General features: G+C 71.1%; 21 protein-coding genes. 5 read left to right on the top strand and 16 right to left on the bottom strand.

Annotated elements, in window-relative coordinates:
- Window positions 1–187: 187 nt before the first annotated feature.
- A complete protein-coding gene (locus ACFQS1_RS32065; RefSeq protein ID WP_378975685.1) occupies window positions 188–991 on the top strand; it encodes a WecB/TagA/CpsF family glycosyltransferase in 804 nt (267 codons plus the stop codon).
- Window positions 992–1,096: 105 nt separating this feature from the next.
- Window positions 1,097–1,690, top strand: a complete 594-nt coding sequence (locus ACFQS1_RS32060) for a hypothetical protein (RefSeq protein WP_378975649.1) — start codon at window positions 1,097–1,099, stop codon at window positions 1,688–1,690.
- A gap of 8 nt (window positions 1,691–1,698) precedes the next feature.
- Here the strand turns inward: ACFQS1_RS32060 and ACFQS1_RS32055 are convergent, their stop codons facing one another.
- The 3 genes from ACFQS1_RS32055 to ACFQS1_RS32045 form a co-directional block, all read right to left on the bottom strand.
- On the bottom strand, window positions 1,699–2,145 hold the full coding sequence (locus ACFQS1_RS32055; protein WP_378975647.1) for a hypothetical protein: 447 nt from the start codon (window positions 2,143–2,145) through the stop codon (window positions 1,699–1,701).
- A 149-nt stretch (window positions 2,146–2,294) separates the two neighbouring features.
- Entirely contained in the window at window positions 2,295–2,519 is a 225-nt protein-coding gene (locus tag ACFQS1_RS32050) for a DUF397 domain-containing protein (protein WP_378975645.1), read from the bottom strand.
- Window positions 2,483–3,364, bottom strand: coding sequence for a helix-turn-helix domain-containing protein (locus tag ACFQS1_RS32045; protein ID WP_378975683.1), 882 nt, complete (start codon window positions 3,362–3,364; stop codon window positions 2,483–2,485). Before ACFQS1_RS32045 ends, ACFQS1_RS32050 begins: the two co-directional genes overlap by 37 nt.
- A gap of 387 nt (window positions 3,365–3,751) precedes the next feature.
- On the opposite strand from ACFQS1_RS32045, the gene ACFQS1_RS32040 reads away from it, so the two are divergent.
- Window positions 3,752–4,048: a hypothetical protein gene (locus ACFQS1_RS32040; protein WP_378975643.1), complete on the top strand. Its 297-nt coding sequence runs from the start codon at window positions 3,752–3,754 to the stop codon at window positions 4,046–4,048.
- A gap of 11 nt (window positions 4,049–4,059) precedes the next feature.
- On the opposite strand, the gene ACFQS1_RS32035 is transcribed toward ACFQS1_RS32040, so the two are convergent.
- Window positions 4,060–4,959, bottom strand: a complete 900-nt coding sequence (locus ACFQS1_RS32035) for a Stk1 family PASTA domain-containing Ser/Thr kinase (RefSeq protein WP_378975641.1) — start codon at window positions 4,957–4,959, stop codon at window positions 4,060–4,062.
- 134 nt (window positions 4,960–5,093) lie between these two features.
- Between ACFQS1_RS32035 and ACFQS1_RS32030 the strand changes: the two genes are divergently transcribed.
- Window positions 5,094–6,539 (top strand): Hansenula MRAKII killer toxin-resistant protein 1, encoded by a 1,446-nt coding sequence (locus tag ACFQS1_RS32030; RefSeq protein ID WP_378975639.1) that lies wholly within the window; start codon window positions 5,094–5,096, stop codon window positions 6,537–6,539.
- 21 nt (window positions 6,540–6,560) lie between these two features.
- Here ACFQS1_RS32030 and ACFQS1_RS32025 read toward each other — a convergent pair whose 3' ends face one another.
- Together ACFQS1_RS32025 and ACFQS1_RS32020 are read right to left on the bottom strand one after the other, a co-directional pair.
- Window positions 6,561–8,039 (bottom strand): glutamate-cysteine ligase family protein, encoded by a 1,479-nt coding sequence (locus tag ACFQS1_RS32025; RefSeq protein ID WP_378975637.1) that lies wholly within the window; start codon window positions 8,037–8,039, stop codon window positions 6,561–6,563.
- A gap of 178 nt (window positions 8,040–8,217) precedes the next feature.
- Complete coding sequence (locus ACFQS1_RS32020) at window positions 8,218–8,799, bottom strand: YceI family protein (RefSeq protein ID WP_378975635.1); 582 nt, start codon at window positions 8,797–8,799, stop codon at window positions 8,218–8,220.
- A gap of 97 nt (window positions 8,800–8,896) precedes the next feature.
- Here ACFQS1_RS32020 and ACFQS1_RS32015 point away from each other — a divergent pair, with 97 nt between their 5' ends.
- Window positions 8,897–9,394 carry a MarR family winged helix-turn-helix transcriptional regulator gene (locus ACFQS1_RS32015; RefSeq protein ID WP_378975633.1) on the top strand — a complete coding sequence of 166 codons (498 nt, stop codon included), beginning with the start codon at window positions 8,897–8,899 and terminating at the stop codon, window positions 9,392–9,394.
- Window positions 9,395–9,769: 375 nt separating this feature from the next.
- On the opposite strand, the gene ACFQS1_RS32010 is transcribed toward ACFQS1_RS32015, so the two are convergent.
- The 10 genes from ACFQS1_RS32010 to ACFQS1_RS31965 all read right to left on the bottom strand — a co-directional run bounded on the left by ACFQS1_RS32010 (window position 9,770) and on the right by ACFQS1_RS31965 (window position 25,482).
- Window positions 9,770–12,190, bottom strand: a complete 2,421-nt coding sequence (locus ACFQS1_RS32010; RefSeq protein WP_378975631.1) for an ATP-binding protein — start codon at window positions 12,188–12,190, stop codon at window positions 9,770–9,772.
- 100 nt (window positions 12,191–12,290) lie between these two features.
- Window positions 12,291–13,445, bottom strand: a complete 1,155-nt coding sequence (locus ACFQS1_RS32005) for an acyl-CoA dehydrogenase family protein (protein ID WP_378975681.1) — start codon at window positions 13,443–13,445, stop codon at window positions 12,291–12,293.
- A gap of 16 nt (window positions 13,446–13,461) precedes the next feature.
- A complete protein-coding gene (locus tag ACFQS1_RS32000) occupies window positions 13,462–14,991 on the bottom strand; it encodes an acyl-CoA carboxylase subunit beta (RefSeq protein WP_378975629.1) in 1,530 nt (509 codons plus the stop codon).
- 223 nt (window positions 14,992–15,214) lie between these two features.
- Window positions 15,215–16,564 carry a chaplin family protein gene (locus ACFQS1_RS31995; RefSeq protein WP_378975627.1) on the bottom strand — a complete coding sequence of 450 codons (1,350 nt, stop codon included), beginning with the start codon at window positions 16,562–16,564 and terminating at the stop codon, window positions 15,215–15,217.
- A gap of 289 nt (window positions 16,565–16,853) precedes the next feature.
- Complete coding sequence (locus tag ACFQS1_RS31990) at window positions 16,854–17,906, bottom strand: hypothetical protein (RefSeq protein ID WP_378975625.1); 1,053 nt, start codon at window positions 17,904–17,906, stop codon at window positions 16,854–16,856.
- A 121-nt stretch (window positions 17,907–18,027) separates the two neighbouring features.
- On the bottom strand, window positions 18,028–18,909 hold the full coding sequence (locus ACFQS1_RS31985; RefSeq protein WP_378975623.1) for a hydroxymethylglutaryl-CoA lyase: 882 nt from the start codon (window positions 18,907–18,909) through the stop codon (window positions 18,028–18,030).
- Between the two features lie 2 nt (window positions 18,910–18,911).
- A complete protein-coding gene (locus ACFQS1_RS31980) occupies window positions 18,912–20,234 on the bottom strand; it encodes an acetyl-CoA carboxylase biotin carboxylase subunit (protein ID WP_378975621.1) in 1,323 nt (440 codons plus the stop codon).
- Window positions 20,235–20,327: 93 nt separating this feature from the next.
- Entirely contained in the window at window positions 20,328–20,933 is a 606-nt protein-coding gene (locus ACFQS1_RS31975) for a TetR/AcrR family transcriptional regulator (RefSeq protein ID WP_378975619.1), read from the bottom strand.
- 44 nt (window positions 20,934–20,977) lie between these two features.
- Window positions 20,978–23,746 (bottom strand): ATP-binding protein, encoded by a 2,769-nt coding sequence (locus tag ACFQS1_RS31970; RefSeq protein WP_378975617.1) that lies wholly within the window; start codon window positions 23,744–23,746, stop codon window positions 20,978–20,980.
- The gene (locus ACFQS1_RS31965) at window positions 23,743–25,482 is read right to left on the bottom strand and encodes an HSP90 family protein (RefSeq protein WP_378975616.1); all 1,740 of its coding nucleotides are present in this window, start codon (window positions 25,480–25,482) and stop codon (window positions 23,743–23,745) included. The genes ACFQS1_RS31970 and ACFQS1_RS31965 overlap by 4 nt, the downstream gene beginning before the upstream one ends.
- Window positions 25,483–25,525 lie beyond the last annotated feature (43 nt).

The raw sequence follows: 25,525 nt of genomic DNA, 5'->3' as shown, positions 1-25,525 counted from the left end.
TGCGATCTCGTCACGCTTCAAGACCTCTTTCGGGTACGGAGCGTCAGTACCCGTCGCTCGAACGGTGTAACGTGCCGGAAACTGGCAAAACGCACCGTTTTTCGTGGCCGGGTGTGGCGGACTATGCTCGCGGCCTGTCATCTGTCTCGGATCCTGGGGTGTTGTTGTGAGCGTCTCGCGTGCTGGTTTGGGCCCGGGCAAACGCAGCGTCCTCGGGGTGCTGGTGGACGTCACCGACTATCGGGACGCCACTGAGCGGATCATGCGGGCCGCCCGGGAGCGGCGGGGGTATGCGGTCACGGCGCTCGCCGTCCATGGGGTGATGACCGGCGTTCAGGATCGGGCGCACGGTGCTCGGCTCAACTCCTTTGATCTGGTTACGCCGGACGGGCAGCCGGTGCGGTGGGCGTTGAACCTCGTGCACCATGCCGGGCTCACCGACCGCGTTTACGGGCCGACGCTGACGCTCAAGGTGGTCGAGCAGGCCGCGGCCGAGGGTCTTCCTATCTATCTGTACGGGTCGACCGAGCCCACGCTGGCGCGGCTGGTGCCGGCCCTCGAAGAGATGTTTCCGGCGCTGAAGATCGCCGGCGTGGAAGCGTCGAAGTTCCGGGGCTCGCACGAGGGTGAGGCCGCGGAGATCGCGGAGCGGATCAAGGCTTCGGGGGCGCGGATCGTTCTGGTCGGGCTCGGCTGTCCCCGGCAGGAGGTGTTCACCTACGCGATGCGGCCGCTGCTCGACATGCCGTTGCTCGCTGTCGGTGCCGCCTTCGACTATCACGCTGGGTTGCTGAAGAACCCGCCGCCGTGGATGCAGAAGTACGCCCTGGAGTGGCTGTGGCGTCTCGGGCTCGAGCCCAAACGGTTGTGGAAGCGTTACGTGCTGCTCAACCCGGCCTATCTGGCCCGCCTCGGCGCGCAGAAGTCCGGCCTGTGGAAGGCGACGCCGCCGGCGCCGGCGACCGAGCCGGTCCAGCAGTTCGCGGTGTGACGGCGTCCACAGCGGAACCTCAGGGCACCCCTTACGGGGTCCGAGTTCTGTGAGTCCGGTGATAACCCGGTGTCGCTGAGGTGGCCGCGGGGGGAGGCTGTCGATGTGGACATCGCAGCGGATCTCATCCTCGCCGGCGCGCTCGCCGTGGCCTGGCTCGCGGCCGGGCTGGTCGCCGACGCCCTGCCCGGGGCGCGGACGGCGCGTGACCTTCGACGGCGAGCCGGCCACCTGACCTGGCTGGTGGCCGCCGGCGCCGCGGTGTTCGTGGCGGTGCCATTGGTCACCTGGGTCATCCCGGGCGTGTCCAACGCTCCCGCGGCCGCGCTCCTGCCGGCGGTGCCGGCGCTGATCGTGCTCACCCTCGGCGTACGCCGCCTCGGTCAGGTGCGCCGCGGCGCCGGGGCGTTCGCGACCGCGCCGCACACGCCCGCGCCGCCCGCCCTGCGCGCAGCGGCCGCACATCCGCTCATTCTGGTGCCGATGCAGGTCACCGGCCTGGCCGCGTTGGTCGGGCTGCCGATCGCGGCGGGTCTCGTGGAGATTCCGGGTGCCGACGTGGCCGGCATCGCCATCACCGTGGTGGGCGCCGCCGTCGTGGCGATCGGCGTGCGCGCCGCGGTGCGCCACAGCCGGCTCAGCCTGCTGGCCCTGGCGCCGATCGGCCGCAGCCGCCCGCGGGTTCCGGTCTCCCGATAGCGCGGGAGCTAGCTCTTCTTGGCTTCCTGCACGTAGAGCAGCTCGAGGATCGACCGCGCCGCCTCGAACCAGCGGTCCAGCCAGTCCGACGGCGGCAGCGACCCGCGCGACGGCAGCTCCAGCAGCAGGCCCCGCAGCAACGGGTGATCGGCCATCGACTGCGAGCCCGAGTCCGGCCAGCCCGACGACGGAAACACCGGCTCGGCCAGGCCCTGCAGATCGAGCGAGGGCAGCTTGGGCGCACGGTCGAGCGCACCGGTCGGCTCGATGCTGTGCGACCGGCCCGGCGACCGCGTCGGCAAACCCGAACTGCTCGCGCGCGACATCAGCTCGGTGTCGCCGCTGTCGCTCGACAGCTCCGCGCGCCGGTTCTGCCGGTAGGCGGTCACCCCACCGCTGAACCGGTCCTGCGCCGTCGTGGAGCCGTTGCTGAGGTTTTCGGAACCAATGGTCATATGTCTGCCTTGCCTCGCTCGGAGATGTCCGGCCGTCCGCGCGGACCGGTCCGCGCTTGTGCCGTTCAACGAGGCGAGCAGGAAAATGACTACGGCCGGCCGATCCGCGCGCCGCGGACGGGCCGGCCGCTATTCGACATATGGCGAGGTCAGAGGTCGAACTCGCCGTCCTTCGCACCGCCCACGAACGCATCCCACTCGGCGGGCGTGAAGATCAACGCCGGGCCGTCGGGGTTCTTCGAGTCGCGGACCGCGATGGCCTCGTCGACGAACGCCACCTCGACGCAGTTGTCGGAGTTGGGACCGCTGCGCGTGCTCTTGAACCACTGTGCCCTGCTCAGATCGAGCCGGAAACCCTTCGCTTCGACTTCCACAATGGCTCCTCTATCAGCAATTCGATCATCTCTATGGACTCCTCCGGCGGGAGGGCCGACGACCGGATGGCGTCGAAGAGCGGGATGTACTTGCCGAGCTCCTCGGACTTCTCCAGGAACAGCCCGCCGGTCGCGTTGTCGATGAACACCACATCCGCGTCTCCCTCCTCCTCGAACTCGAGAATCACGAACGAGCCATCCATGCCGGCATGAGCGCCGGCCGCAAACGGCAGGATCTGCAACGCGACGTTCGGCAGGCGGGCGGCCTCGATCAATTTCCCCAATTGATCAAGCATGACCGCGTCACCGCCGACCGGCCGGCTCAGCACCGCTTCATCGAGCACCACCCGAAGATCGATCGGATCGTCCTGAATCAATAACGCCTGTCTTTGCATCCGGACACGGACCCGCTGCTCGATTTCCTGTTCGGTGTCGCCCAGACGGGCACCACGAATTAGGGCAATTGCATACTCTTCGCTCTGCAGCAATCCCGGAACGACCTGCTGCTCATATGCCCCGATCGAGCGAGCGGCGGTCTCGAGGCCGACGTAGGCGCCGGTGAGAACGGTGGAGTATGGATGCCACCATCCCTTTTGCCGGGCCTCGCGAGCGATTTGCACCAGCTCCGCCGTGATCGAGTCGTCTACGCCGTAAATGTCCAATATGTGCTGCACGTCGCCGGGTGTGGCACTGGTATGCCCCGTCTCAATTCTGGACACTTTGGACGGCGAGCATCCGAGCCGATCGGCCACGACGTCGATCGTGATGCCCGCGTCCTCCCGATGCCGGCGCAACTCGACCCCGAGACGGCGCCGTCGAATGGTGGGACTGCGGTGCTGATTCACTTCTTCAGTCTCTCTGTCGATCATTTATTCGTTCAAGACAACCCGTCCGACAAGACCGACAATCACGGAAGACGTACATGCAACTTGCATCGACACGACTCGTGGTGCAATCTTTTCGGTACGGCCCGCGTCACTGCGCCACCTCGGGTGATGCAGCCGAGTCCGGCCCGGCACGCCGAAACGGCATCGTCCACGGGGGTCCGGCAAACCCATCGTCCAGGGTGGACTGATCCACTCTACGACGTTGGCGAGATCGGCGACGGTAACGTTCTGCAACGCTTTTGGCGATTGGCATTGTCATGAGCTTGCAATGGTGTTTCGACCGGGCACACTTAGTGCTTCTGTGTCAAGGTTGACCGCGCGACAAGTTCCAGGGCAGGAGACGACGTGTTACCTCGGTCCGGCGATGTCATACAAGTGACGAAGGCAGCAAGCGTCCAGTTCGCGGCGCCCATGCTCTTCCGGGTCATCCGGGTCCACGACTGGCCGACGTATGAGGGCTGGATCTGGCTTGACGGGTACGAGTTGAACACGGCGGGCGACGCGGTCGAGCGGCGCTCCATCTTCGTCCAGGTCAGCGGCCTGCGAGCGGTCGGCAAGGCGCCCGACCCGCGGATGCGCAACGGCCGCCAGCCCGGCATGGTCTCCGGCACCGTTCCCACCCGGGCCCGCACCAACCGCTAGTCGGTCGGCCGCTAGTCGGTCGGTGTCGCGCCGGTCGGCGCGGTGGTCGCGGTGGTGGTCGGCGCCCCGGCCGGCTGGGCGACCACGATGGTGATTCTCGTGTCCGGTGGTACCTCCTGCCCCTCCGCCGGATCACTGTCGATCACCGTCCCGGGCGCCGCCGTGCTGTCGATCGGAAGCACGCGATACCGCAGCCCCATGCGGTTCAGGGCCGCCCGCGCGTCCGCCAGCGACAGGCCCTTGAGCGCCGGCACCGTGACCGAGGTCGTCGGCTCCTGCGTCGTGGCCGTCGTGGTCGGAGCCGTGGTCGTCGGCTCGGTCGACGGCGCCGTGCTCGGCGCCGTCGACGGCGGGGTGGTCGTCGTCGCGGCCGGTGCGGTCGAGGGCGTCGTCGGGGCCGGCCCGGTGCCGCCCGAGTTCTGCACGATCAGATAGATCGCCCAGGCCAGCACGCCGAGCAGGATCAGCACGACGATCCCGACGACGATCGGCATCCACCACCGGTCGCGCTGTTCGGGCACCGCCACCGGCGCGTCCGACCAGTCGGTGTCGTAGCTCGCCTGCCCCGGCAGCGGCGAACGCACCTCGGCCCGCCCCGACCACACCGGATTGGCGCGGCTGGCCGCCCAGTCGTCATCCCGCCCGGCGGCCGGCGCGACCCGGGTGGCATCGTCACCCGCAGACACGCCCGGCTGGACCCGGGTGGCATCGTCACCCGCAGACACAGCCGGCGCGACCCGGGTGGCATCGTCATCCGCCGGGGCCGGCCCGACCTCGGCATCGTCGGCGAGCGTGTCGTCGAGCCGCCCGCCGGGAGCCGAGTCGTCCGCGGGAGTGGTCGAGTCGTCCACCGGAATGGTCGAGTCGTCCACGGGCGGGACGCGCCGCGTCTCGTCGCTCTCGTCGGACATGGGTCGCTCCTCCGCGATCGTCACCCGCCCGGGTCAACGTATCCAATCTTGCGGGACACGTGGTAACCGCGCTCCCGTTGCGACCACCGCCGATGGATTAGCAGGTATAGGCAGTGACCGCTACAGTGCCCCGCATGGCCGAGAAGGGCTGGACAGCACGGGTCGCCACCGCGGCCGGAGTGGCCGCGGGCACCGGCGCCGCGCAACTTGGTCTGGGCTACGGCCTGGGCGTCATCGTCTGGCCGGTCACCGTGACCGAGGACCGGAGCGAGTGGCTGGGCAGCCTCGGCTGGGCCACGTGGATCACCGCGAGCGCCACCGTCTTCGGCGCGGTCATCGCGAGCCGGCTCGGTGCGGCGCCGGCGAGGCGGCTCACCTGGCCTTGGCGGGTGGCTTTCGCGGCCTTTGCGGGGGTCGGGGCCCTGGTGGCCGTCGCGCTGATCGCGCTTCCGGCCCGTTCCGCCGTACGGCTGGACGCACACTCCCCCCAACTGATCGCCGCCGGCTACGCCCTGCTCGGCGTGCTGCTGGGCGTGATCGTCGCCTACTGGGCGATCTGGTCCCGTCCCGTCGCCGCGAACCTGATCGCCACCTCGGCCTGGCTCTGGGCCCTGGCCATCACCGCGATCATCGTGGAGCTCGCGGCCGGCCGCGACAGCGCCACGTACCTGTCGAGCTGGCAGTTCGCCGAGCCCACCATCGCCGCCCGCTACGGCGTGATCTCCTGGCCGAGCGCCCTGCTCACCCTCAGCGCCGCCTTCCTGATCGGCGTCATCGCCGTCCTCGGCGCCGTCCGCCGAGGCGACCTGGGCGTGGGTGCCGCGACCTCCGGCGCGGTCGGCCCACTCCTGGTCGCCGTGTCCTTTTTGGCCCTCTCCCCGCGGCTGACCGGCACCCCCGCCGCCATCGAGTCGGCCTACCTGATCGCCCCCTACGCGGTCCTGGCCGGCCTGGCTGGTTCCGCCCTGGCCGTGGCCGCCGGAAAATCCATGGCCATCCGCCCGGAAACCCCCGCCGCGGACGACCAGACCACCGAAGACACCGACACCCCCGACACGGCAGCCCTGGCTGACACACCCCACGCCGATGCCACCGCCGGCAACGCCGCGGTGCCCGCCCCCACACCCCGCCCGACCGAGCCCACCCCCGCGCCCCGCCCACGGCCGACCGCAACCCCAGCCCCCGACCCGCGCCCAGCCCCCACCCCGGCGCAGAGTCCCAAGCCCGGCCCCAAGCCCAACTCGTCCTCGACACGCACCCCCAATGCCCTGACCGACCCGCCCAAGGCCCCGCCCCCGATCACCACCGCGCCCAAGGCACCGGCCCCGATCACCACCGCGCCCAAGGCACCGGCCCCGGTCACCGGCCACCCAGGCGCGCGACCCGACGCCACCAACACCACCAACACCACCGACCGCACCGACCCAGCCGACCCCGAGATCGCCGCGGCCGCCCGCACCGGCCGTCCGCGCGCCAAGAAGGCAGCCAAGCCGACCGAGCCCGCCGATCCCAAGTCGACCGTCACTCCGCCGCCGGCCACGCCGACCATCGCCCGAATCAACCCGAAGTCCACCGATTAGGCCGATTCGGAACGGCGGCAGTCAGTCGGTGGGCCAGGTGTGCACGGGCTCGTTGCTCTGCTGCAAGGCCCAGTAACGCATCAGCATGTCGTGCAGCGCCGCCTGGCGGCTGAGCCCGCGGCGCAGCTCGGCCGCGCAGACCGCCTCGGTCTGCCAGGCGGCGCCGTTGCGGCCCACCCGGCAGCGCCCCTCGATGATGCCGAGCAGACGATCCCGGTGCGCGGGGTCCACACCGAGGCGGTCGAGCCCGCGATGAGCCTTGGGCAGCAGCACCGCGCTGATCAACTCGGTCACCGGCACCTCGCCGAGCGACGGCCAGTTCATGACGGCGGCGATGCCGTCCCGTGCCCCGCGATGGAAATTGTCCTCGGCCACCGCGAAGGTGAGCTGGGACCAGACCGGCCGCTCCTCCTCGGCCAGCTGCCGCACCAGACCGAAGTAGAAGGCCGCGTTGGCCAGCAGGTCGACGACCGTCGGCCCGGAGGGCATCACCCGATTTTCCACGCGCAGGTGCGGCCGGCCCTCCATCACGTCGTAGACCGGGCGGTTCCAGCGATAGACCGTGCCGTTGTGCAGGCGCAACTCGCCGAGGTGCGGCACGCCACCCGCGGCCAGGACCCGGTCGGGGTCCTCATCGGTCATGATCGGCAGCAGCGGCGGGAAATAGCGGACGTTCTCCTCGAACAGGTCGAACACCGACGTGATCCACCGCTCGCCGAACCAGACCCGCGGGCGTACGCCCTGGGCCTTGAGCTCGTCCGGGCGCACGTCGGTGGCCTGCTCGAACAAGGCGATCCTGGTCTCGGCCCACAGCCGCCGGCCGTGGAAGTACGGCGAGTTCGCCCCGATCGCCACCTGCACGCCGGCTATCGCCTGGGCGGCGTTCCAGTACCGGGCGAACCGGTCGGGCGACACCTGGAGGTGGAACTGCACGCTCGTGCACGCGGCCTCGGGCGCGATCGAGTCGCTGGCGGTCTGCAGCCGCTCGACACCGCGGATGTCGAGGTGGAACTGCTCGCCCCGAGCGCCGACCATCTCGTCGTTGAGCAGGCGGTACCGGTGGTTGGCGGAGAGGTTGGCAAGCACCAGGTCGTCGGGGGAGAGCGTGGGCAACATGCCGATCAGCACGACCCCGCTGTCGGCCTTGCCGGCCCGGTCGGCGGCGCGGCGCAGCGACTCGATGATCTCCCGTTCGTACGCCCCGAAGCCGTCGCCCCCGATGAGGCGCGGCGGCGCGTTGAGCTCGAGGTTGAACTGACCCAGCTCGGTCTGGAAGGTCGGGTCCGCGAGGTAGCTCAGCACCTCGGCGTTGCGCATGGCGGGCCGGCCGGCGTCGTCGACGAGGTTGAGCTCTATCTCCAGGCCGGTCATCCCGTCGGTGGTCGCGAACGCGTCGTCGTCGAGCAGTCGCGCGAGCACGTCGAGACATCGGCGCACCTTGCGCCGGTACGTGACCCGGTCCTCGGGCGCGAAGGCGATCGTTGCGAGTTCCTTGCCCACGTACCCTCCCGGCACAGGGACGAGATGGACTTTCGATCACCCCGCTGTGAGCGCACGAATGCGCTCGGTCCACCTTGCCATCCCGGACCGCGAGAACGCCAGACAGCATCGAGCCGCCGTCCACGATGCGGACGGCGGCTCGATTGTGGACGAATGCCCAGCTCGTGCCGGGAAAGGGTCAGTCCTGGCGGACGGCCTCGCCCTCGATCTCGATCTTGACCTTCTTGCCGACCATGACGCCGCCGGACTCGAGGGCCATGTTCCAGGTCAGGCCCCAGTCCTCGCGGTCGATCTCGGTGTGCGCGCTGAACGCGAAGATGGGCTTGCCGTAGCCGTTGACCGTGGCGCCCTCGAACTCGACGACCAGCTCGACCGGCTTGGTCACGCCCTTGATGGTGAGCTCACCGTCGAGGACGAACTCGGCGCCGGCGTGCGACTTGATGCCGGTGCTGCGGAACTCGAGGGTCGGGTACTTCTCGGCCTCGAAGAAGTCGCCGCTGCGCAGGTGGTTGTCGCGGTCGACCTGGCCGGTCTCGATGCTGGCCGCGTTGATCGACGCGGTCACCGAGGACTGCAGCGGGTCGTCGCCGACGGTGATGGTCGCGGTGGCCTCGGCGAAATGGCCACGAACCTTGGCGATCATGAGGTGCTTCGCCACGAAACCGACTCGCTTGTGTGCGGCGTCGAGCACGTAGGTGCCAGCGGCCGGGATCTGAAGACCCTCGAACGGACGGGTGCCGGCGGCGACGGACTCGGTCATGACTTCATCCTTCTTTCAAGCGTTGATGTGGGTCGTTTGCGTGACGTAACAACTATAGACCGTGCAACATTCCTCTTGTCAAGTGAAGTGAGGTAGGATGGCACCTGTGAGTACCAACCTGGATGACCCCCGCTTCACGGCGGTCGGCCTGTTCGCCGAGGCGTACATCGGGCTGACCGCTCGCTTCGCCGCGCAATTCGAGGAGCACCGCCTCTCCGCCGTCGAGTTCGAGGTGCTCATGCGCCTCGCCCGTTCGCCCGGCCACCGCCTCCGGATGACCGATCTCGCCGGTCAGACCTCGCTGTCGACCAGCGGCGTGACCCGGGTGGTCGACCGGATGGACCGGGACGGCCTGGTGCGCCGCGAGGCCTGTTCCAGCGACCGCCGCAGCTCGTACGCGGTGATCACCGACGCCGGACGCGAGCGCCTGGAGGCCGTTCTCCCCGGTCACCTCGCCCTCGTGCAGGAGTGGTTCATCGGGCAGCTCACTCCCGAGCAGCTCGCGGGCACGCTCGAGTCGCTGCGAAAGATCCGCGACGCCGTGAATCCGTGCGCCACCGCCGGCGCCGGCGAGCCGGCCGTCGAAGCGGCCTGAGGCCCCCGCGGAGCGAGGCGGCCCGGGCGGAGGGCACCGAACGCCAAACCGGCAGAAGTACCGGCAGAACCGGGCGACTCGGGGGTCTTAACGGACATATCTCCCCGTCGGGCGCGCCAGCCGCGGCTACTGTTCTCTGCGCAAGGGGGATGCGGCGCGACATGGCGACTACGGGGCTGACGGGGGAGCCATCGTTCTCGCCGCGTTACTGGTGGGGCGTTGCGACGGCCGGCGCGTGGGGGGCACGAACGCCGGCCGTCCACGCCACACCTCCCTCCCCCCGCGCAGGACAAACCCGCCGCGCAGGGGCAAGAACCCGCCGCGCAGGGCCAAGAGCCCCAACACGCAGCGGGCATGAACGCCGGCCCAGCGGAGCTACCTGCCGAGGCGCTCCCGCTCGCGCGGCAGCAGGGTGATCCCGCCGCTTCGACACAACTCGGTCAGCCGGCGAGTCGTGACGACCTTCTCGTCCGGGTCGGGTGTGCTGACGATCAGGCCGACCAGCGCCTCCACCAGATCGCGCCGGTCGTGCGCCCCGTCGTACGCCTCGGCCGCCCGCGCGAAACACTCGGCCGCACGCTTCTGCTCGCCCTGCCGTAGCGCGATCGCCGCCTCCACCACCGCGGCCGGCCCGTCCGGCGGCAGGTCCTCCGGCAGCCGCAGCCGCTCCAGCACCTCGAGCGCCTCGTCGACCCGGCCCAGCTCGGCCAGCGCCAGCCCGATGGTGGCCCGCAGCCGGCGCCGATGGTTGGGGTCGCCGACCCGCTCGAGCTCGCGCATCGCCCGGCGGCCCAGCGTCTCGGCCTCCTGCGGCCGCCCCTCCAGCCGCGCCACCTCGGCGAGGTTGGCCATCGCCAGCGCGCGCAGCCGTTCCTCCCCGCACTGGCTGGCCAGGTCGTCCACCGCGGCGAGCCGGCGACGGGCCGCGGCCAGGTCGCCCTCGCGGATCTCGTGCCAGGTCAGGTTGTTCTCCGCCACCGCCATGTCGCGCACCTGGCTGTTGCGGCGGGCCAGGGCGAGCGACGCCTCGCCGTGGCGCCGGGCCGCGTCGTAGCCGCCGGTGGCCATGAACAGACCGGCCAGCTGGGTGTGCGCGGCGAGCTGCCCGCCGACCGAGCCGAGCCGCTCGAACTCCGCCACCGCCGCGGTCGCCGAATCGATCTCCTCGGCGGCGGCGCCGTGCTCGATCGCCAGCTGGGCCAGGCCGACCTTGGCCCACGCCCGGGTCCACGGGTCGGCGTCGGCGGTGCGCGGATCGGCGAGCAGCCGCCGCAGCCACTGCCGCCCGCTCACATCCCGCCCGCGGAACCGCCACCAGCGCGGCAGCGCGGCCGCCAGACGCAGCGCGGTGTGCGGGTCCTCGCCGGCCGCGAAGGCGAGCGCCGTGCCGAGGTCACCGGCCACGTCGTCGAGCCGGCTCGCGGCCTCGGCCAGCTTGGTGCCGATCAGGTCGGGCGCGATCTGCTGGGCCAGGTCGGCGAGGACCACGGCGTGCCGGCGACGCGCCTCGGTGATCTCGCCCTCGGCGGCCGCGCGCTCGGCCGCGTAGTCGCGCACGAACTCGAGCAGCCGAAACCGGACCGTCCGGCTGCCGCGCACGCTGACCAGGCCCAGCTCGAGCAGCCGGTCGAGCAGGTGGACGACGTCGGCGCCGTCGGTCTGCGCGCCCTCGGTGATCTGCTCGGCGAGCGCCAGCGACCAGCGGTAGCGGAACATCGCGAGCAGCCGCAGCGCCCGCTGCTCGCCGGGGTTGAGCAGGTTGTAGCTGGCGGCGACCGCGTGGCGGAGCGAGACCGCGCCGCCGCCGGGCCGATCGAGGTCGAGGACGCGATCGCCGTACCGGTCGAGGATCTCGGGGATGGTGAGCACCCGGCCGCGCGCCGCCGCCAGCTCGATGGCGAGCGGGAGCCCGCCGAGACGGCGGACCAGATCGGCGAGCGGCGCGATCTCGTCGGGCTCGAGGTGGGTGCGGCGGACCCGGCCGAGTCGTTCCAAGAACAAGGCCACCGCGGGGTACGCCGAGACGGCCGCCAGCGAGTTTGCCGTGTCGGCCGGCGGCGCGACCAGGGGCGCCAGTGGCCAGACCCGCTCGGCCGGCAACCCGACGGGGTGGCGGCCGGTCGCCAGGAAGCGCAGCGACGGTATGCGGTCGAGCAGCCGGCCGACCATCTCGGCCACGGCCTCGGGCGAGCGCTCGACCGCGTCGATGAACAGCAACGCCGCCCGCCCGGCGAAGCGTCCGCGCAGGTCATCGGGGTGGCCGACCTCGAACGCGGCGGCGACGCTGCCGAGCATCTCGCCGACCGACGAGCCATCGGTGATCACGATGCCCGCGACGCCGCCCGGATAGGCCTCGGCGACCCGGTGCGAGACCACCACGGCCAGGCTGGTCTTGCCGACGCCGGCGATGCCGACCAGCGTGACGCCGCGCGGGCCGTCGGGCGCGCCGAGCCGGGCGGCCAGCTCGGCGACGTCGTCGTCGCGGCCGATCAGCTCGGCGGTCGGCGGGATCTTGAGAAACGAGGTGGGCGGCAGCGGATCGTCGGAGACCTGGCCGCGGGCCGCCGCGAGGAAGGCATCCCGTTCGGCGCCGGACAGGCCGAGCGCGGCCGCGAGCAGCTCGACGGTCGTGCGCTGCGGGCGGGAGGCGCGGCCACGCTCGAGGTCACGGACCGTCCGCACCCCGATCGCGGCACGGGCGGCCAGCTCTTCCTGGGTGAGCCTGACCCGCAGCCGGTGCCGGCGCAGCACGACGTCGAAGCCTGAGCCGCTCGGGCCCGCTTCCGCCTGTGCCATGGTCCGAACCTATGCACGTACGTCCATAGCGGCGAGCGCACATCCAACGATGTCGGAAAGCGGACCGAAGGCTGGCCATCATTTACGAGATATGTCCAGTTCAGAGGCCCAGTCCACGGGCGATCAACATGCGCTGGACCTCGGACGTTCCCTCGCCGACCTCAAGGATCTTGGCGTCCCGGTAGAAGCGCCCGACCGCCGACTCGTTCATGAAGCCGTACCCGCCGTGCACCTGGGTGGCGTAGCGGCTGTTCTCCATGGCGGCGTTGCTGGCGTGCAGCTTGGCGATCGCCGCGTACCGCTTGAAGTCCTCGCCGGCGAGCATCCGGGCCGCGGCGTCGTAGTAGCCGAGGCGCGCGGTGTGTGCCCGCAGCTCCATGTCGGCGATCATGAACTGGATGCCCTGGTAATCGCCGATCGGACGGCCGAAGGCGCGCCGCTCCTCGGCGTACTTCACCGACTCGTCGACGCAGCCCTGGGCGAGGCCGACGGCGAGCGCCGCGATCGCGATCCGGCCCTCGTCGAGGATCCGCAGGAACTGGGCGAAGCCGCGGCCGCGGGCGCCGAGCAGGTTGCCGGCCGGGACGCGTACGTCGTCGAACGACAGCTCGTGCGTGTCGGAGGCGCACCAGCCGACCTTGGAGTAGCCGGGCGCCACGGTGAGGCCCGGCGTGCCGGCCGGCACGATGATGGTGGAGAGCTCCTTGGAGCCGTCGGGGTTGGTGCCGGTCGCGGCCATCACGGTGATCAGCAGGGTGATGTCGGTGCCGGAGTTCGTGATGAACGCCTTGCTGCCGTTGATCACCCATTCGCCGGTCGACTCGTCGAGCTCGGCGCGGGTGGCGATCGCGGCGGCGTCGGTGCCCGAGCCCGGCTCGGTGAGCCCGAACGCGGCCAGCCCTTCGCCGCTGGTCAGCCGGGGCAGCCACCGCTCCTTCTGCTCGGCGGTGCCGAACCGGTAGATCGGCGTGGCGCCCAGCGAGACCCCGGCCTCCAGGGTCACCGCGAGCGAGCTGTCCACTCTGGCCAGTTCCTCGAGCGCGATGCAGAGCGTGAAGTAGTCGCCGCCCATGCCGCCGTACTCCTCGGGGAACGGCAGCCCGAACAGGCCCATCTTGCCCATCCGGCGCACCAGGTCGTACGGGAACGACTTGTTCTCGTAGTGCTCGGCGATGACCGGCGCCACCTGCTCACGCGCGAAGTCCCGTACGGTCGCGCGCAGCGCCTCCTGCTCCTCGTCGAGCCGGAAGTCCACCATGGTCCTACTCCTGTCAGACGGGCGTGACGCCGTGCCGGCGCCGCGAGAAGCCGCGGTCCTTGCCGCGGGCGGCGGCGAGTCGGCGGATGATTTCGGTACGCAGGTCGCCCGGCTCGACGACCGTGTCGACGACCAGCTCGCTGGCCAGCCGCATGATGTCGATGTCGCGCTCGTACTCGGCGCGGCGCTCGGCGACGAAGGCCGCCCGCTCCTCCGCCGAGGACAGAGCCGCGATCTTGTTGGCGTAGACGGCGTTCACCGCGGCCTCGGCCCCCATCACCGCGATCTTGGCGGTGGGCAGCGCGATCGTGGCGTCCGGATCGAAGCCGGGGCCGGCCATCGCGTACAGGCCGGCGCCGTACGCCTTGCGGACCACCACGCAGATCTTGGGCACCGTGGCCTCGGAGACGGCGGTGATCATCTTGGCGCCGTGCCGGATGATGCCCTGCTTTTCCACCGCCGAGCCGACCATGAAGCCGGGCACGTCGGAGAGGAAGATCAGCGGCACGTTGAACGCGTCGCAGAGCTGGATGAAGCGGGTCGCCTTGTCGGCCGAGTCGACGAAGAGCACGCCGCCCTTGAACATCGAGTTGTTGCCGAGGACGCCGACCACCTCGCCGTTCAACCGGGCGAACCCGACCGTGAGCTCCTTCGCCCACAGGGCCTGGATCTCCAGGAACGAACCGGCGTCGACCAGGCCCTTGACGTACCGCCGCATGTCGAAAGCCTGACGCTCGCTGGCCGGAACCAAGGCGGCCAGATCGCCACCCGCCGGCTCCTTCGCCTCCGCCGCAGGCGGAACGTTCTGCCAGTTGGACGGCAGGTACGACAGGTAGGTGCGGACGGTGTCGAGCGCTTCCTGCTCGGTCTTGCAGAGGAAGTGACCGACGCCCGACTCGGCGCAGTGCACCCGCGCGCCGCCCATCGCCTCGAGCGTCGTCTTTTCCCCGGTGACCATCTCGACCATGCGGTCGGAGCCGAGGTACATGCTCGCGTTGCCGTCGACCATCGCGACCACGTCGCAGAACGCCGGGATGTACGCCCCGCCGGCCGCGGACGGGCCGAACAGCGCGCACACCTGCGGGATCGAGCCGGACGCCCGCACCTGGGTGTGGAAGATCTTGCCGGCGCCGCGGCGGCCCGGGAAAAGGTCGACCTGGTCGGTGATCCGCGCGCCGGCCGAGTCGACCAGGTAGATCATCGGAACGCCGTACTGATAAGCCCGCTCGATAATGCGGATGATCTTTTCGACCGTACGGGCGCCCCAGGAGCCCGCCTTGACCGTGGAGTCGTTGGCCATCAGGCAGACATCGCGGCCGTCGATCCGGGCGGTTCCGGTGATCACACCGTCGGCGGGCAGGCCATCGGCGAGGCTGTTGGCATAGAGGCCGTCCTCGACGAAGGAGCCCTCGTCGACCAGCAGGGCGACCCGCTCGCGGGCGAAGAGCTTGCCCTTCGCCGCGTTGGCGGCGTGATAGCGCTCGGCCCCGCCGGCCAGCACGCGCTTGCGGGTCTGCGCGAGCGCCTCCTCGTCGATGGTCAAGTTGGGCTCCTTAACGAGCGTTAGAACCTTAACGACCGTTAGGGTAGCGCAACCTGCCGACCACCGACAACGCGGACGGGAGCCCTCGCCGGCTGCGAGAACTCCCGTCCGTTTTCCTGCTTCCGGTGCCGTGGAGGGACACCGGCCCTGCCCGACGCCTTCCGGCGTCGCACGGGTCGCGCCCGGGACGGCGCTACCCGGTCCTACCTGCTGTCGCCTCCGTTCAGCGCAGCGTGTTGAGCAGGCCCAGCTTGCCCAGGCCCGACGTGTCCGAGACGCTGCCGACGGCCTCGGTCAGGTCCTCGACCGGCGAGCCCTCGGCGGCCTCGCGGCCACCGTTGGAGCGGCTGTTCGAGCCCGTGGCCTGGACGCTGCCGTACGAGTCGTCGGCCTGGCCCGTGACGTCGTCGTTCGCCGGCTTGGTGTCGCCGTACCCGGCGACGCCGCCGTTGCCCATGTAGTCGGGGCCGTTGTCGTCCGCCACGCCGTTGTCCCCGGCGTTGTCGCCGTGACCGTTGCCGTGACCCTTGTGGCCGTGGCCCTTGTGGCCGTGACCCTGGTGACCGTGGTGGTCACCGTCCCGGCCCCAGTCGTCGTCGCCGAGGTCGTTCACGCAGCCGGCCGTGGAGCTGGCCGCACCGAGGATACCGAGCGAGTTACCGCAGACGTTGATCGGCACGTTGATCGGGATACCGATCTGGGTGCCGTTCAGGATCCCGTTGTTGACGCCGGTCGCCTGGACGAAGTCGTCGCCGTGGCCCGACTCGTTCCTCGAGATGGCGCGGGAGTTGGCGACGCCGGCCACCGCGACCGAGTTTCCGGAGAGGTTCACCGGCAGGCTGATCGGGGCGAGCAGCTGGGTGCCGTTCGCGATGCCGTTGTTGACGCCGGTGATCTGCCGGGCGCCGCCGGCGGCCTGGGCGCTCTCCTTCTTCCAGAAACCGCCGTGGCCGAAACCGCCACCGAGGTTGTTGGCGCAGAGGGCCTGCGAGTAGGCGCCGCCCAGCAGGGCGATCGAGTTGCCGCAGACGTTGATCGGAACGTCGATCGGCGCGTAGATCTGCGTGCCGTTCGCGATGCCGTTGTTGACGCCGGTGATCTGGCGGTCGCCGCCCCAGCCACCCTCGGTGGTGTGCGCGCTCTCGTGGATCTTGTTGGCGCCCACGCCGGTCGCGTTGGCGACGCCGAGCGCGGCGATCGAGTTGCCGACGACGTTCACCGGCACGTTGATCGGCAGGTACACCTGGGTGCCGTTGAGGATGCCGTTATTGACCCCGGTGGCCTGAACGGCCCGCGGGCCGCGACGGCGTCCCTCGGTGGTGTGGGCGCTCTCCAGGTCGTTGACCCCGACGCCCTGCGCGTTTGCGATACCGAGGATGCCGAGCGAGTTGCCGACGACGTTCACCGGCACCCGCACCGGCACCGCGATCTGCGTGCCGTTGAGGATCCCGCTGTTGACGCCGGTGGTCTGGCGGATGCCGCCGTTGTCGGCCTGCGCGGCGCCCGGGGCGAACAGCAGGGCGCCAGCGGCCAGGACACCGACGCTCAGAGTCTTGCGAACCCAAGTCTTCATACGAAGAAGTGCCTTTCATAAATGTTTCGGCAAATGGTGTGACATATTCAGTTATGCATTTCCGGTACTGCATTTCGGGCGCAGCGGTGCCCTGGCTCTTTTTGTTCTTGCCCTGACTCCGCTTGTCGACATGCGCCCCGGTTGGCGCTTCGGTGCGGTTGCGTGTGATTCAGGCGTCGTGCGATTCGCCGCTTGTTCGCAAACGGTTGAGGAATCGAGCCGGAACGCGGACACCGAAGCCGGTGCCGGCCGGTTGCCGGCGGTCGGGCGGACCGCCGGACGCCATCACTCAGTCAGGTGAGACGGTCGGTGCCTCGGCGTCGTGCCGCCGGACCTCGACGTCGGACACGATCGCCGGCGGATGGCTCGCCATCGCGCTGCTCACGATCGTGGCCGGCAGGAAGGCCGCGGAGCCACCGTCCGTCCGTGTCCCCGACCCGGTGGTCGGGGTGCCGCTGACGTCTCCGAGGTGCAGTTGCAGTGGTGTGGCCGGCCCGTCGCCGGCCGGGCGCTCACCGGTTGCCCAGTGCTCGTCGGCCGTCGCCCGCTCGGTCACCGCCGGATGGGCGGCACGATGCCGGCGGGCGAAGTGATGCGAGGCGGCCCTCGTGAGCCGGAGCGCGGCGCCGGCGCGTACCGCGGCGGCGGCCGGAACCGGCAAGGCCTTGCTGACCTGTGCGGGCGTCATCGGCGCTTCGTCGACCGGCGCCGCCGGCATTTCCGGAATCCCGGTCTCGGCCGGCACCGGCGCAACCGCCGGCTGGGGCCGTGCCACAACCGGACCAGCGTCCGGAACGGCGACATCGGTGCCGGTCAGCGTGGCGATGACCCGCTGCGGGGCGAGGTCCGGTCCGCCGGTGAGGCGGAGTGGTCCGGCGACCTCCCGCAGGACCGTGGCAATCCCACCGACGGTGGGGTCCGCTGTGGTCCCGGTGTGGCCGTGGGTGACCTCGCTGACAGCTTCCACGGGATGGGCGAGCACCCGCCGCGGAACGTCGAGGATGTCGGCCACGACTTCGTGCCTGTGGGCCGGTACGGCCTCCGGCGGCTGGACGGCCGCCGTCAGGAGTCCGGTGACCGGCGCGGTGGCGTCGCCGTCGACGACCGCGCCGAGCAGCGAGCCGTCGGGCTCGCCGGTTCGGTCGGCGGCGTTCGCGGCGGCGCCGGTGAGCAGCCAGGCCGCACCGGCCAGGCCACCGACGACGAGCAGGCGCAGACCCCACCGGCTCCGGCGCCGCTCCACCCCCTGGATGTGAGGTGGCAAGGGCGCGGCCGCTGCGGCGGGGGACACGGACGGCCGGTACGCCGCGCGCGCGACGCGCTCGACTCCCCTGCCCGTCATCGGTCCGCCCCTCGTCGTCGACCTTCGAGCGACATCGGCCACTCGTTATTGGTAACGAAGCGGCCGAGCGAGGGTCACGCGGGCAAATAGGAAAAACGGTCGCAGCGGGACGCCGCCGAAATCACACCAGTCTCGTCCGCGGGCCGGCGCGCAGGACGCCCGAGGGGAGGGTGCGGCCGAGCAATTTCTCGGCCATCTCGGCCGTTTCGATCAGGCGATCCAGGTCGATTCCGGTGTCGATGCCCATGTCGTGCAGCATGTGGACGACCTCCTCGGTCGCCACGTTGCCGGAGGCGCCCGGCGCGTACGGGCAGCCGCCGATCCCGCCGACGCTCGCGTCGAACTCGGTCACCCCGAGCTCCAGCGCGGTCAGGATGTTCGCCAGACCCGTACCCCTGGTGTTGTGGAAGTGCAGCAGGTCGGGACGTACGGCCGAAAGAAGATCACGCACCCGGCGCGGAGTCGCCATGCCGGTCGTGTCGCCGAAGGCGATGCGGTCCGCGCCGTCGGCGCGGACCCGAGCCACGATGCCGGCTACCCGGTCCGGGTCGATGTCGCCCTCGAACGGGCATCCGAAGCTGGTCGCCACGATCACCTCGAGGGTGGCCCCGGCGTCGTGGACCTGCGGTATCAGGGCCGCGATGCCGTCCAGTGACTCCGCTGTGGACCGGTTGAGGTTGCGGCGGTTGTGCGTGTCGCTGGCCGAGACCACCACCTCGATCTCGCGGAATCCGGCCGCGATCGCGCGCTGTGCGCCCTTCGCGTTGGGGATGAGCGCCGAGTACCGGATGTCCGGATTTTTCGCTATCTGGCGCCAGACGTCGTCGGCGTCGGCCATCTGCGGAATGGCCCTTGGGTGGACGAACGAGACCGCCTCGATCCGCCGCACGCCCGTCTCGCTCAGCGCGTCGATCAGCCGCACCTTGGACTCGGTCGGAATCGGCTCCTCGTTCTGCAGGCCGTCGCGCGGGGCGACCTCGCGAATGCTGACAGAGCTCATCAAACTCACCTCATCCGGGAGACGATGCCGGTGTCGTAGTCGCCGGCGAGGAACTCCTCGTTCTCCAGCAGCTCGGCGAAGAACGGCAGGTTGTTCTTGGGGCCGGCGATGGCGAACCCGGCCACCGCGGCGCGCGCCCTCGCGATCGCGTCCGCCCGGTCGGCGCCGAAGACGATCAGCTTGGCCATCAGGGAGTCGTAGAACGGGGTGACCGTCGTCCCCTCGGCGTAACCGGCGTCGACGCGGACGCCGTCGCCGCTCGGCTCGACCCAGGTGGTGACCTTGCCGGGGCCGGGGAGGAAGCGCTTCGGGTCCTCCGCGTTGATCCGCAGCTCGATCGCGTGGCCCTTCGTCGTCGTCTCGGCGAAGGTCGGTGCCAGCCCGGACGCGATCCGCAGCTGCTCCTCGACCAGGTCCAGGCCGTGGATCAGCTCGGTGATCGGGTGCTCGACCTGCAGCCGCGTGTTCATCTCGAGGAAGAAGAACTCGCCGGTGGCCGGGTCGAGCAGGCATTCCACCGTGCCCGCGTTGCGGTAGCCGACCGCCTCGCCGGCCTTGACCGCCGCGGCCAGCAGCGCTTCTCTCGTCGAAGGGCCGACCGCGGGGGACGGCGCCTCCTCGACCAGCTTCTGATTGCGGCGCTGCACCGAGCACTCCCGCTCGCTGAGCGCGACCACCCGGCCGTCGGCGAGGCCGAGGATCTGCACCTCGACGTGGCGCACCCGGGGGAAGTAGCGCTCGATCAGCACCGAGCCGTCGCCGAACATCCGCTCGGCGAACGCGCGGACCTTGTCGTACTCGGTGCGCAGGGCGCTCTCGTCGGCGGCGACCGCCATGCCCATGCCGCCGCCGCCCGCCGCGGCCTTGACCATCACCGGATAGCCGATCGTGGCGGCGGCCTCGATCGCCTGCTCGACGGTGGCGGCCGGGTCGTGGGTGCCCGCCGCGACCGGCACGCCGGCCGCGGCCATCAGGTTGCGAGCGTTGATCTTGTCGCCCATCGCGGCGATCGCGCCGGCCGGCGGGCCGACCCAGATCAGGCCGTTGGCCTCGACGGCGCGGGCGAAGTCGGCGTTCTCGCTGAGGAAGCCGTAGCCGGGGTGGATGGCCTGGGCGCCGGTCGATTTCGCGGCGGCCAGGATCGCGTCGGCGTCACGGTAGCTCTGCGGCGCGCCGATGCACACCGCCTCGTCGGCCTCGGCGACGAACGGCAGGCCGGCGTCCGCCTCGGAATGGACGGCGACAGTGCGCACGCCCAGCCGCCTGGCGGTTTTGATCACCCGACGGGCGATCTCGCCCCGGTTGGCGATCAGCAATGACTCGATCATGGAGACCCTTTCACCGGCCGCGGGTGGTGACCCCGGCCGGAAAGTCGGCTCTGCCCGGCTTGTGGCCAGGCTTCGGCCCGGTGTTGAGGGAAATCAGTGGCCGGTGAGGGCGTGCATGGTGGCATCGCGCAGCAGGGCGGCCCGGCGGCGGCGGTCGACCTCGCCGCCCAGGAACGGCGTCGAGTTCATCAGGCCGAACGCCGAGTGGGCCAGCACCCGGGCCTCGGCCGCCTCGAGCTCGGGACGCACCTGGCCCAGCACGACCACCCACTCCTCGACGTAGAGGCGCTGCAGGCGGCGGATCTGCCGGCGCGGCTCGTCCGGCAGGCGGTCGAGCTCGTGCAGGTGCAGGGCGATCACGGCCGGGTTGGCCAGCGCGAACTCGACGTGGAAGTCGATCAGGTCGGCCAGCGCGGCGCCGGCGTCGTCGGGATGCTCGGCGACCCGGGCCTTGCCGCCGTGCAGCAGATTTTCGCTGACCGGGATCAGCGCGGCCACCAGCATCGCTTCCTTGCCGCGGAAGTGGTGGTAGAGGGCCGGGCCGGTGACCCCCGCGGCCGAGCCGATGTCGTCCATCGAGACGCCGTGATAGCCGCGGGCCGCGAAGAGGCCCATGGCGATCTCGAGGATCTCGTCACGCCGCGACCGCCGCCGGGGCGCGGGCGGCCCCGGTCGCTGCTCCTGATCAACCGTAGTCACAGGGCAACTTTAACCCCCTGTCAAGCCGATGCCTTAACGGGCGTTCAGGATTTGCCAAGCTCGCGCCGGATCTCGGCCCATACCGTCTCGGCCACCGAACGCCCCGGAGCGTCCGGCGCCATCCCCGCCAGCAGCGGTCCCAGCACCTTTTCGGCCTCGGCCGCCCGGCCCGTGCGGAACAGGGCCTCGGCGTACATCCCGCCGAGGTGGTCAGCGTCGTCGGTCGCGCCGATCGCCCGCAGCGGCTGCGCGGCATCCCGCACGTACGGCAGCGCGTCGGCCCACCGGCCGCGGGACATCAGCACCCGGCCCGCCTCCCACATTGTCATGCCGTGGTGCCAGATCGCCTCGGGCTCGGCCGCCTTTTCCGCCGGCAGTTCGGCCCAGCGCCGCTGGGCGAGCTCGATCGCCTCCTCGGCGGCGGCCGGGTCGTCGGCGAAGTGCAGCGCCGCGACCCGGCGCCGCAGCAGGCGCAGCTCGGCGACCAGGTCACCGACCTCGTGCAGGGTGCTCGCCGCGGCGCCGAACGCCTCGGCCGCGTCGGCGTCCCGGTCGAGATCGAACAGCAGCGCGCCGGCCTCCTCGCCCATCTGGGCCCGGCCCCAGGGGTTGTCGGTGAGCCGCTCGATCAGCTCGCGGTAGCGGGCCAGGGCCGCGTCGGTGTCGCCGAGCACCTGGTATTGCTTGGCCAGCAGATACCGGGCGTTGGACCCGAAATGCTCGTCGCCGGCCCGATCGAAGAGCAGCACCGCCTCCTCGGCCACCTCGACCGCCTCGACCGGGCGCTCGGCCTGCGCGTACGCCTCGGCCAGCCGGTAGCGGGCGAAAGCGCCGCCGTCCTCGACCTCGTGCTCGGCGCAGAGCGCGACCGCCTCGGCCAGGTCGGCCACTGCCTCGCCGGCCCGGTCCAGCCGTCGCAGCGCCTCACCGCGGCCCATCCGGGCGAGCAGCGCGCTCGACGGGTCGCCGGTGCCGATCGCCACGCCGAACAGCTCGGCCTGCTCGGCCGGATCGTCGGCCAGGTTGCCCAGGATCGTGGCCGCCTCGGCCAGCCGGCGCGCCGGGCCGTGCTCGCGGAAGAACTCGTAGGCCTGCCGAGCCGCCGCGAGGGCTTCCTCCCCACGCTCGGCAGCCGCACGATTGCGGGCCCGCAGCAGCGCGTGCCTCGCGATCAGCCGCGGGTCACCGGCCTGCGCCGCATGGACGTCGGCACGGTCGCCGGCCTCGTTGGCCGCCTCGATCTCCTGGCGCACCCCGTGCAACACCGACAACCGAGCCCAGGCCAGCGCCCGTTCGCGGGGGCCACCGTGCTCCTCCTGCCAGGCGACATCGGCCTTGAGCGTCTCGCCGGCCTCGGTCGCGCCGGAGAACGCCTGCTCGAGCGCCACGATCGCCCGCATCTCGGAGGCGTCGCCGTCGGCTCCCGCGGCGGCATAGAGATCGGCCGCCGCGTCCCACAGCTCCAGCGCACGGTCGCGGTCGTCGGGGCGCGCCTGGATCGCCCTCAGCTCGGCGCGCCGCGCCTTGAGCAGCGGATCGCCCAGAGTGGTGAACCGGGCGTCCAGCGCGTCGAGCGCGGCCCCGAGAGCCGGTTGCCGCTCGGCGCGGCTGTGCTCCTCGGCCAGGTCGAGCAGTTCCTTCGCGCCGAGGTGCTCGGGGATCTCGGGCGGGGGCTCGACCGCCTCGGCGACCGGCACAGTGCGGGTCTGCCGGGCCGCCGGGTCGAGGATCAGGTGGATGCCGAACGGCTCGGCGGCCAGCTGATCGGCGACCCAGGCGCCCTGCGCGCCGGTGCCGTTGCGGGCGTCGAACCGCGCCGCGATCCCGGTCGCCATCGCGGCCAGCTCGTCGGCGAGCTCGGCGGCCGCGATGTCCTCGCGGTCGCGGCGGCGCACCATCAGGTCGCCGTGACCGAGCGCGGCGAGCCGGCGCAACACGTACGCCCCGTTCGTCGCGAAGGTCATCGCCGTGTACGGCGAGGGCGCCTTGTCGAGCCAGTCGATGTGCCGCTGCAGGATCTCGAAGCCGCGGTGCTCGTTGCCGGTGCGTGCGCAGAAGACCGCGTGCCAGCCGATGTCCCCGAGGTCGGCCAGCCGGGACCGATGCGCCCGGTACGCCCGTCGGTGCGCGTCGACCGCCTCCGCCAGCCGCCCGGTCATCACGTAGGGCTCCATCAGCTCGCTGAGGATGCTCTGCGGTTGCTCGTTGCAGGACAACTCGCCGGCCAACACCGGCTCGGCCAGCGCCACCGCCTCTTCGTACCGGCCGCGGCGGTTGAGGTGGACCAGCACCGTCGTCGGGTCGCAGCCGGCGCAATCGGAGAGGTCGTCGCGCGGCGTCGCCTGCCAGCGCTCGAACCACTCGTCCTCCTGCGGTGTGTCGCCGAGGTGGCGGGCGACCAGGTGCCGCCGCTTGTGCACGGCCTGCAGGCTGTGGCCGCCCTCGCGATAGCGGCGCTCCATGTCCTCCAGCACCGAGTACGCGCGGTCCAGCGGCACCTCGGGGAAGCGGGTCAGGCCGGACACCATGGCCTTGAAGTCCCACAGCAGGGTGTGCGCCCAGCGCTGGTGGTGCGGGCCGGGATGGTGGTCGAAGTCGGCGACGCACCACGCGAACGTGGGGAACGCCTTGACCGGCTCGCCACCGTAGATGTACGCCGAGGTCGCCAGCATGCGGGTGGTGAACGCCAGGTCGGGATCGCCGATCGCCTCGACGTGCCGCAGCACCTCCTCGATCAGCGCGATCTTGGCAGCGCCGTAGGGCAGGTCGCCCGACTGGCGCAGCAGGTCCCACAGGTCGTCGGCCGACTTCATCGCTCACTCCCGGGGACGGCGCGGTCGAGCAGGCCCAGCATCGACGAGGTCAGCAGCGCCGCGTCGGCCGGTCGGATCGGGTGGTGGCCGAGCATCAGCGCCTGGCCGTAGAGCGACTCGACGGCCAGCCCGGCCAGCTCGGGATCGCCGATCGCGGTGATCCGGCGCACCAGCGGGTTGCGCGCGTTGAGCACCAACTGCGGGCGGTCGGGCGGCGCGGTGGTGGCCAGCGCGTCCAGCACCCCGCCCCAGATGTCGTCGGCGCGGTCGCGGCTCGCGGTGAGCTCGTCGTGGAACGCGGCGGCCCGGCTGACCAGGTAGAGAGCCGGGAGGGTGGCCGGCTCGTACGCCCGGATCACCACCTCGCAGCCGAGCCGGTCGAGGCGGCGCTGCACGGCCGCCAGGAACGGCCGCAGGCGCAGCTCGGCCTCGGCGTCCAGGCCGGTGAAGCGGGTGGCCAGGTCGGCGGGCTCGAGCCGCTCGGCGCGGATCTCGGGATCCACTGTGGCGAGTCGTTCGATGATGTCGGAGTCGTACACGTACCCGCCGTTGACCAGGCCGACGTCCTGCGCGGCGGCCACCGCGGCGAGCTGGCGGAACTCGTCGGGGGTGGCCGCGTACCGGATCAGGCCGTGCCGCTCGCGGAACTCCGCGAGCGTGACCTGGCCCATGTTGGTCTCCATCGGATACCACTGATCGACGATGCTCAGCATCTCGTCGTCGTGCAGGGCGAGCGCCTTGACCCCGAGATGGTGCACGGTCAGGAACCGGCCGAGCTTGCGCGGATCGGTGGTGGCCAGCCGCACCAGCCAGCCGCGCAGCTGGTCGGCGATCGCGTCGCGGGTCTCGCCGAGCAGGCCGTCGTCGTAGAGCGCCTCGCGGCTCGCGGTCGGCCGCAGCTCGGTGCTGTCGACCACGCAGCGGGCGAAGAACGCCCATTCGGGCAGCAGGCCCTCGACGCTCTCGGCCAGCAGCATGCGCTTGAGATAGACCCGATGGCCGCCGCGGGTCGCCGGATTGACCGGGGTGGACAGCACGAACGCCGCGCCCTTCAGGCCGGCCTGCGGCACGTCCAGCTCGACGATGTCGAAGGGGACGAAGCCGAAGACCTTTTCCGCGTACGCGTAGAGCGCCGCGCGACCGGATTCCCACGGCACCGCGTCGGCGGTCACCCGCTCGCCGTCCACCTCGACCGTCACCGGCAACAGCGACCCGTACAACGTGGCGAGCTCGCGCACCGTCGTACCGGAAAGCAAATGCTCGGCGCCGCGGCGCGGCAGCAGGGTGACCGATGTCCCCGGCTCGCGTTCTTCGCCGGGACGGACCTCGTAGCGGCCGTCGGAGTACCCGATCCAGCGCACCGGCTCGGCCCCGGCCCGCCGGGTGTGCACGTGGATCTCGTCGGCCACCAGGAAGCAGGAGAGCAGGCCGATGCCGAACTGGCCGAGGAACTCGTGGCGGGCGAAGCCCAGCTCGTCGCGTTTGGAGCTGCGGCCGATCGTGGCCAGCAACTCGTGCACCTGCGCCTCGGTGAGCCCGACCCCGTTGTCGGTGATCCGCAGCTCGTCTTCGCCGGTGGTGATCTGGACTTGACCGTCGGCCGCCGAACCGGTCGCGGTGATCGCGTCCACCGCGTTCTGCAGCAGCTCGCGGACGTAGACGCGTGGGCTCGCGTAGAGGTGGTGACTCAGCAGATCGACGATGCCCCGTAGATCGACCTGGAACGTGTTGCTCACGGGCGAGAAAGCTACCGAATGCCCCCGACAGTTTCTCGCCCGT

It is taken from the genome of Paractinoplanes rhizophilus (assembly GCF_042664765.1).
In the GTDB taxonomy this organism is placed as follows: Bacteria; Actinomycetota; Actinomycetes; order Mycobacteriales; family Micromonosporaceae; genus Actinoplanes; species Actinoplanes rhizophilus.
The sequence above is the reverse complement of the archived record's forward strand: the minus strand, read 5'-3'. Positions and strand labels throughout refer to the sequence as shown.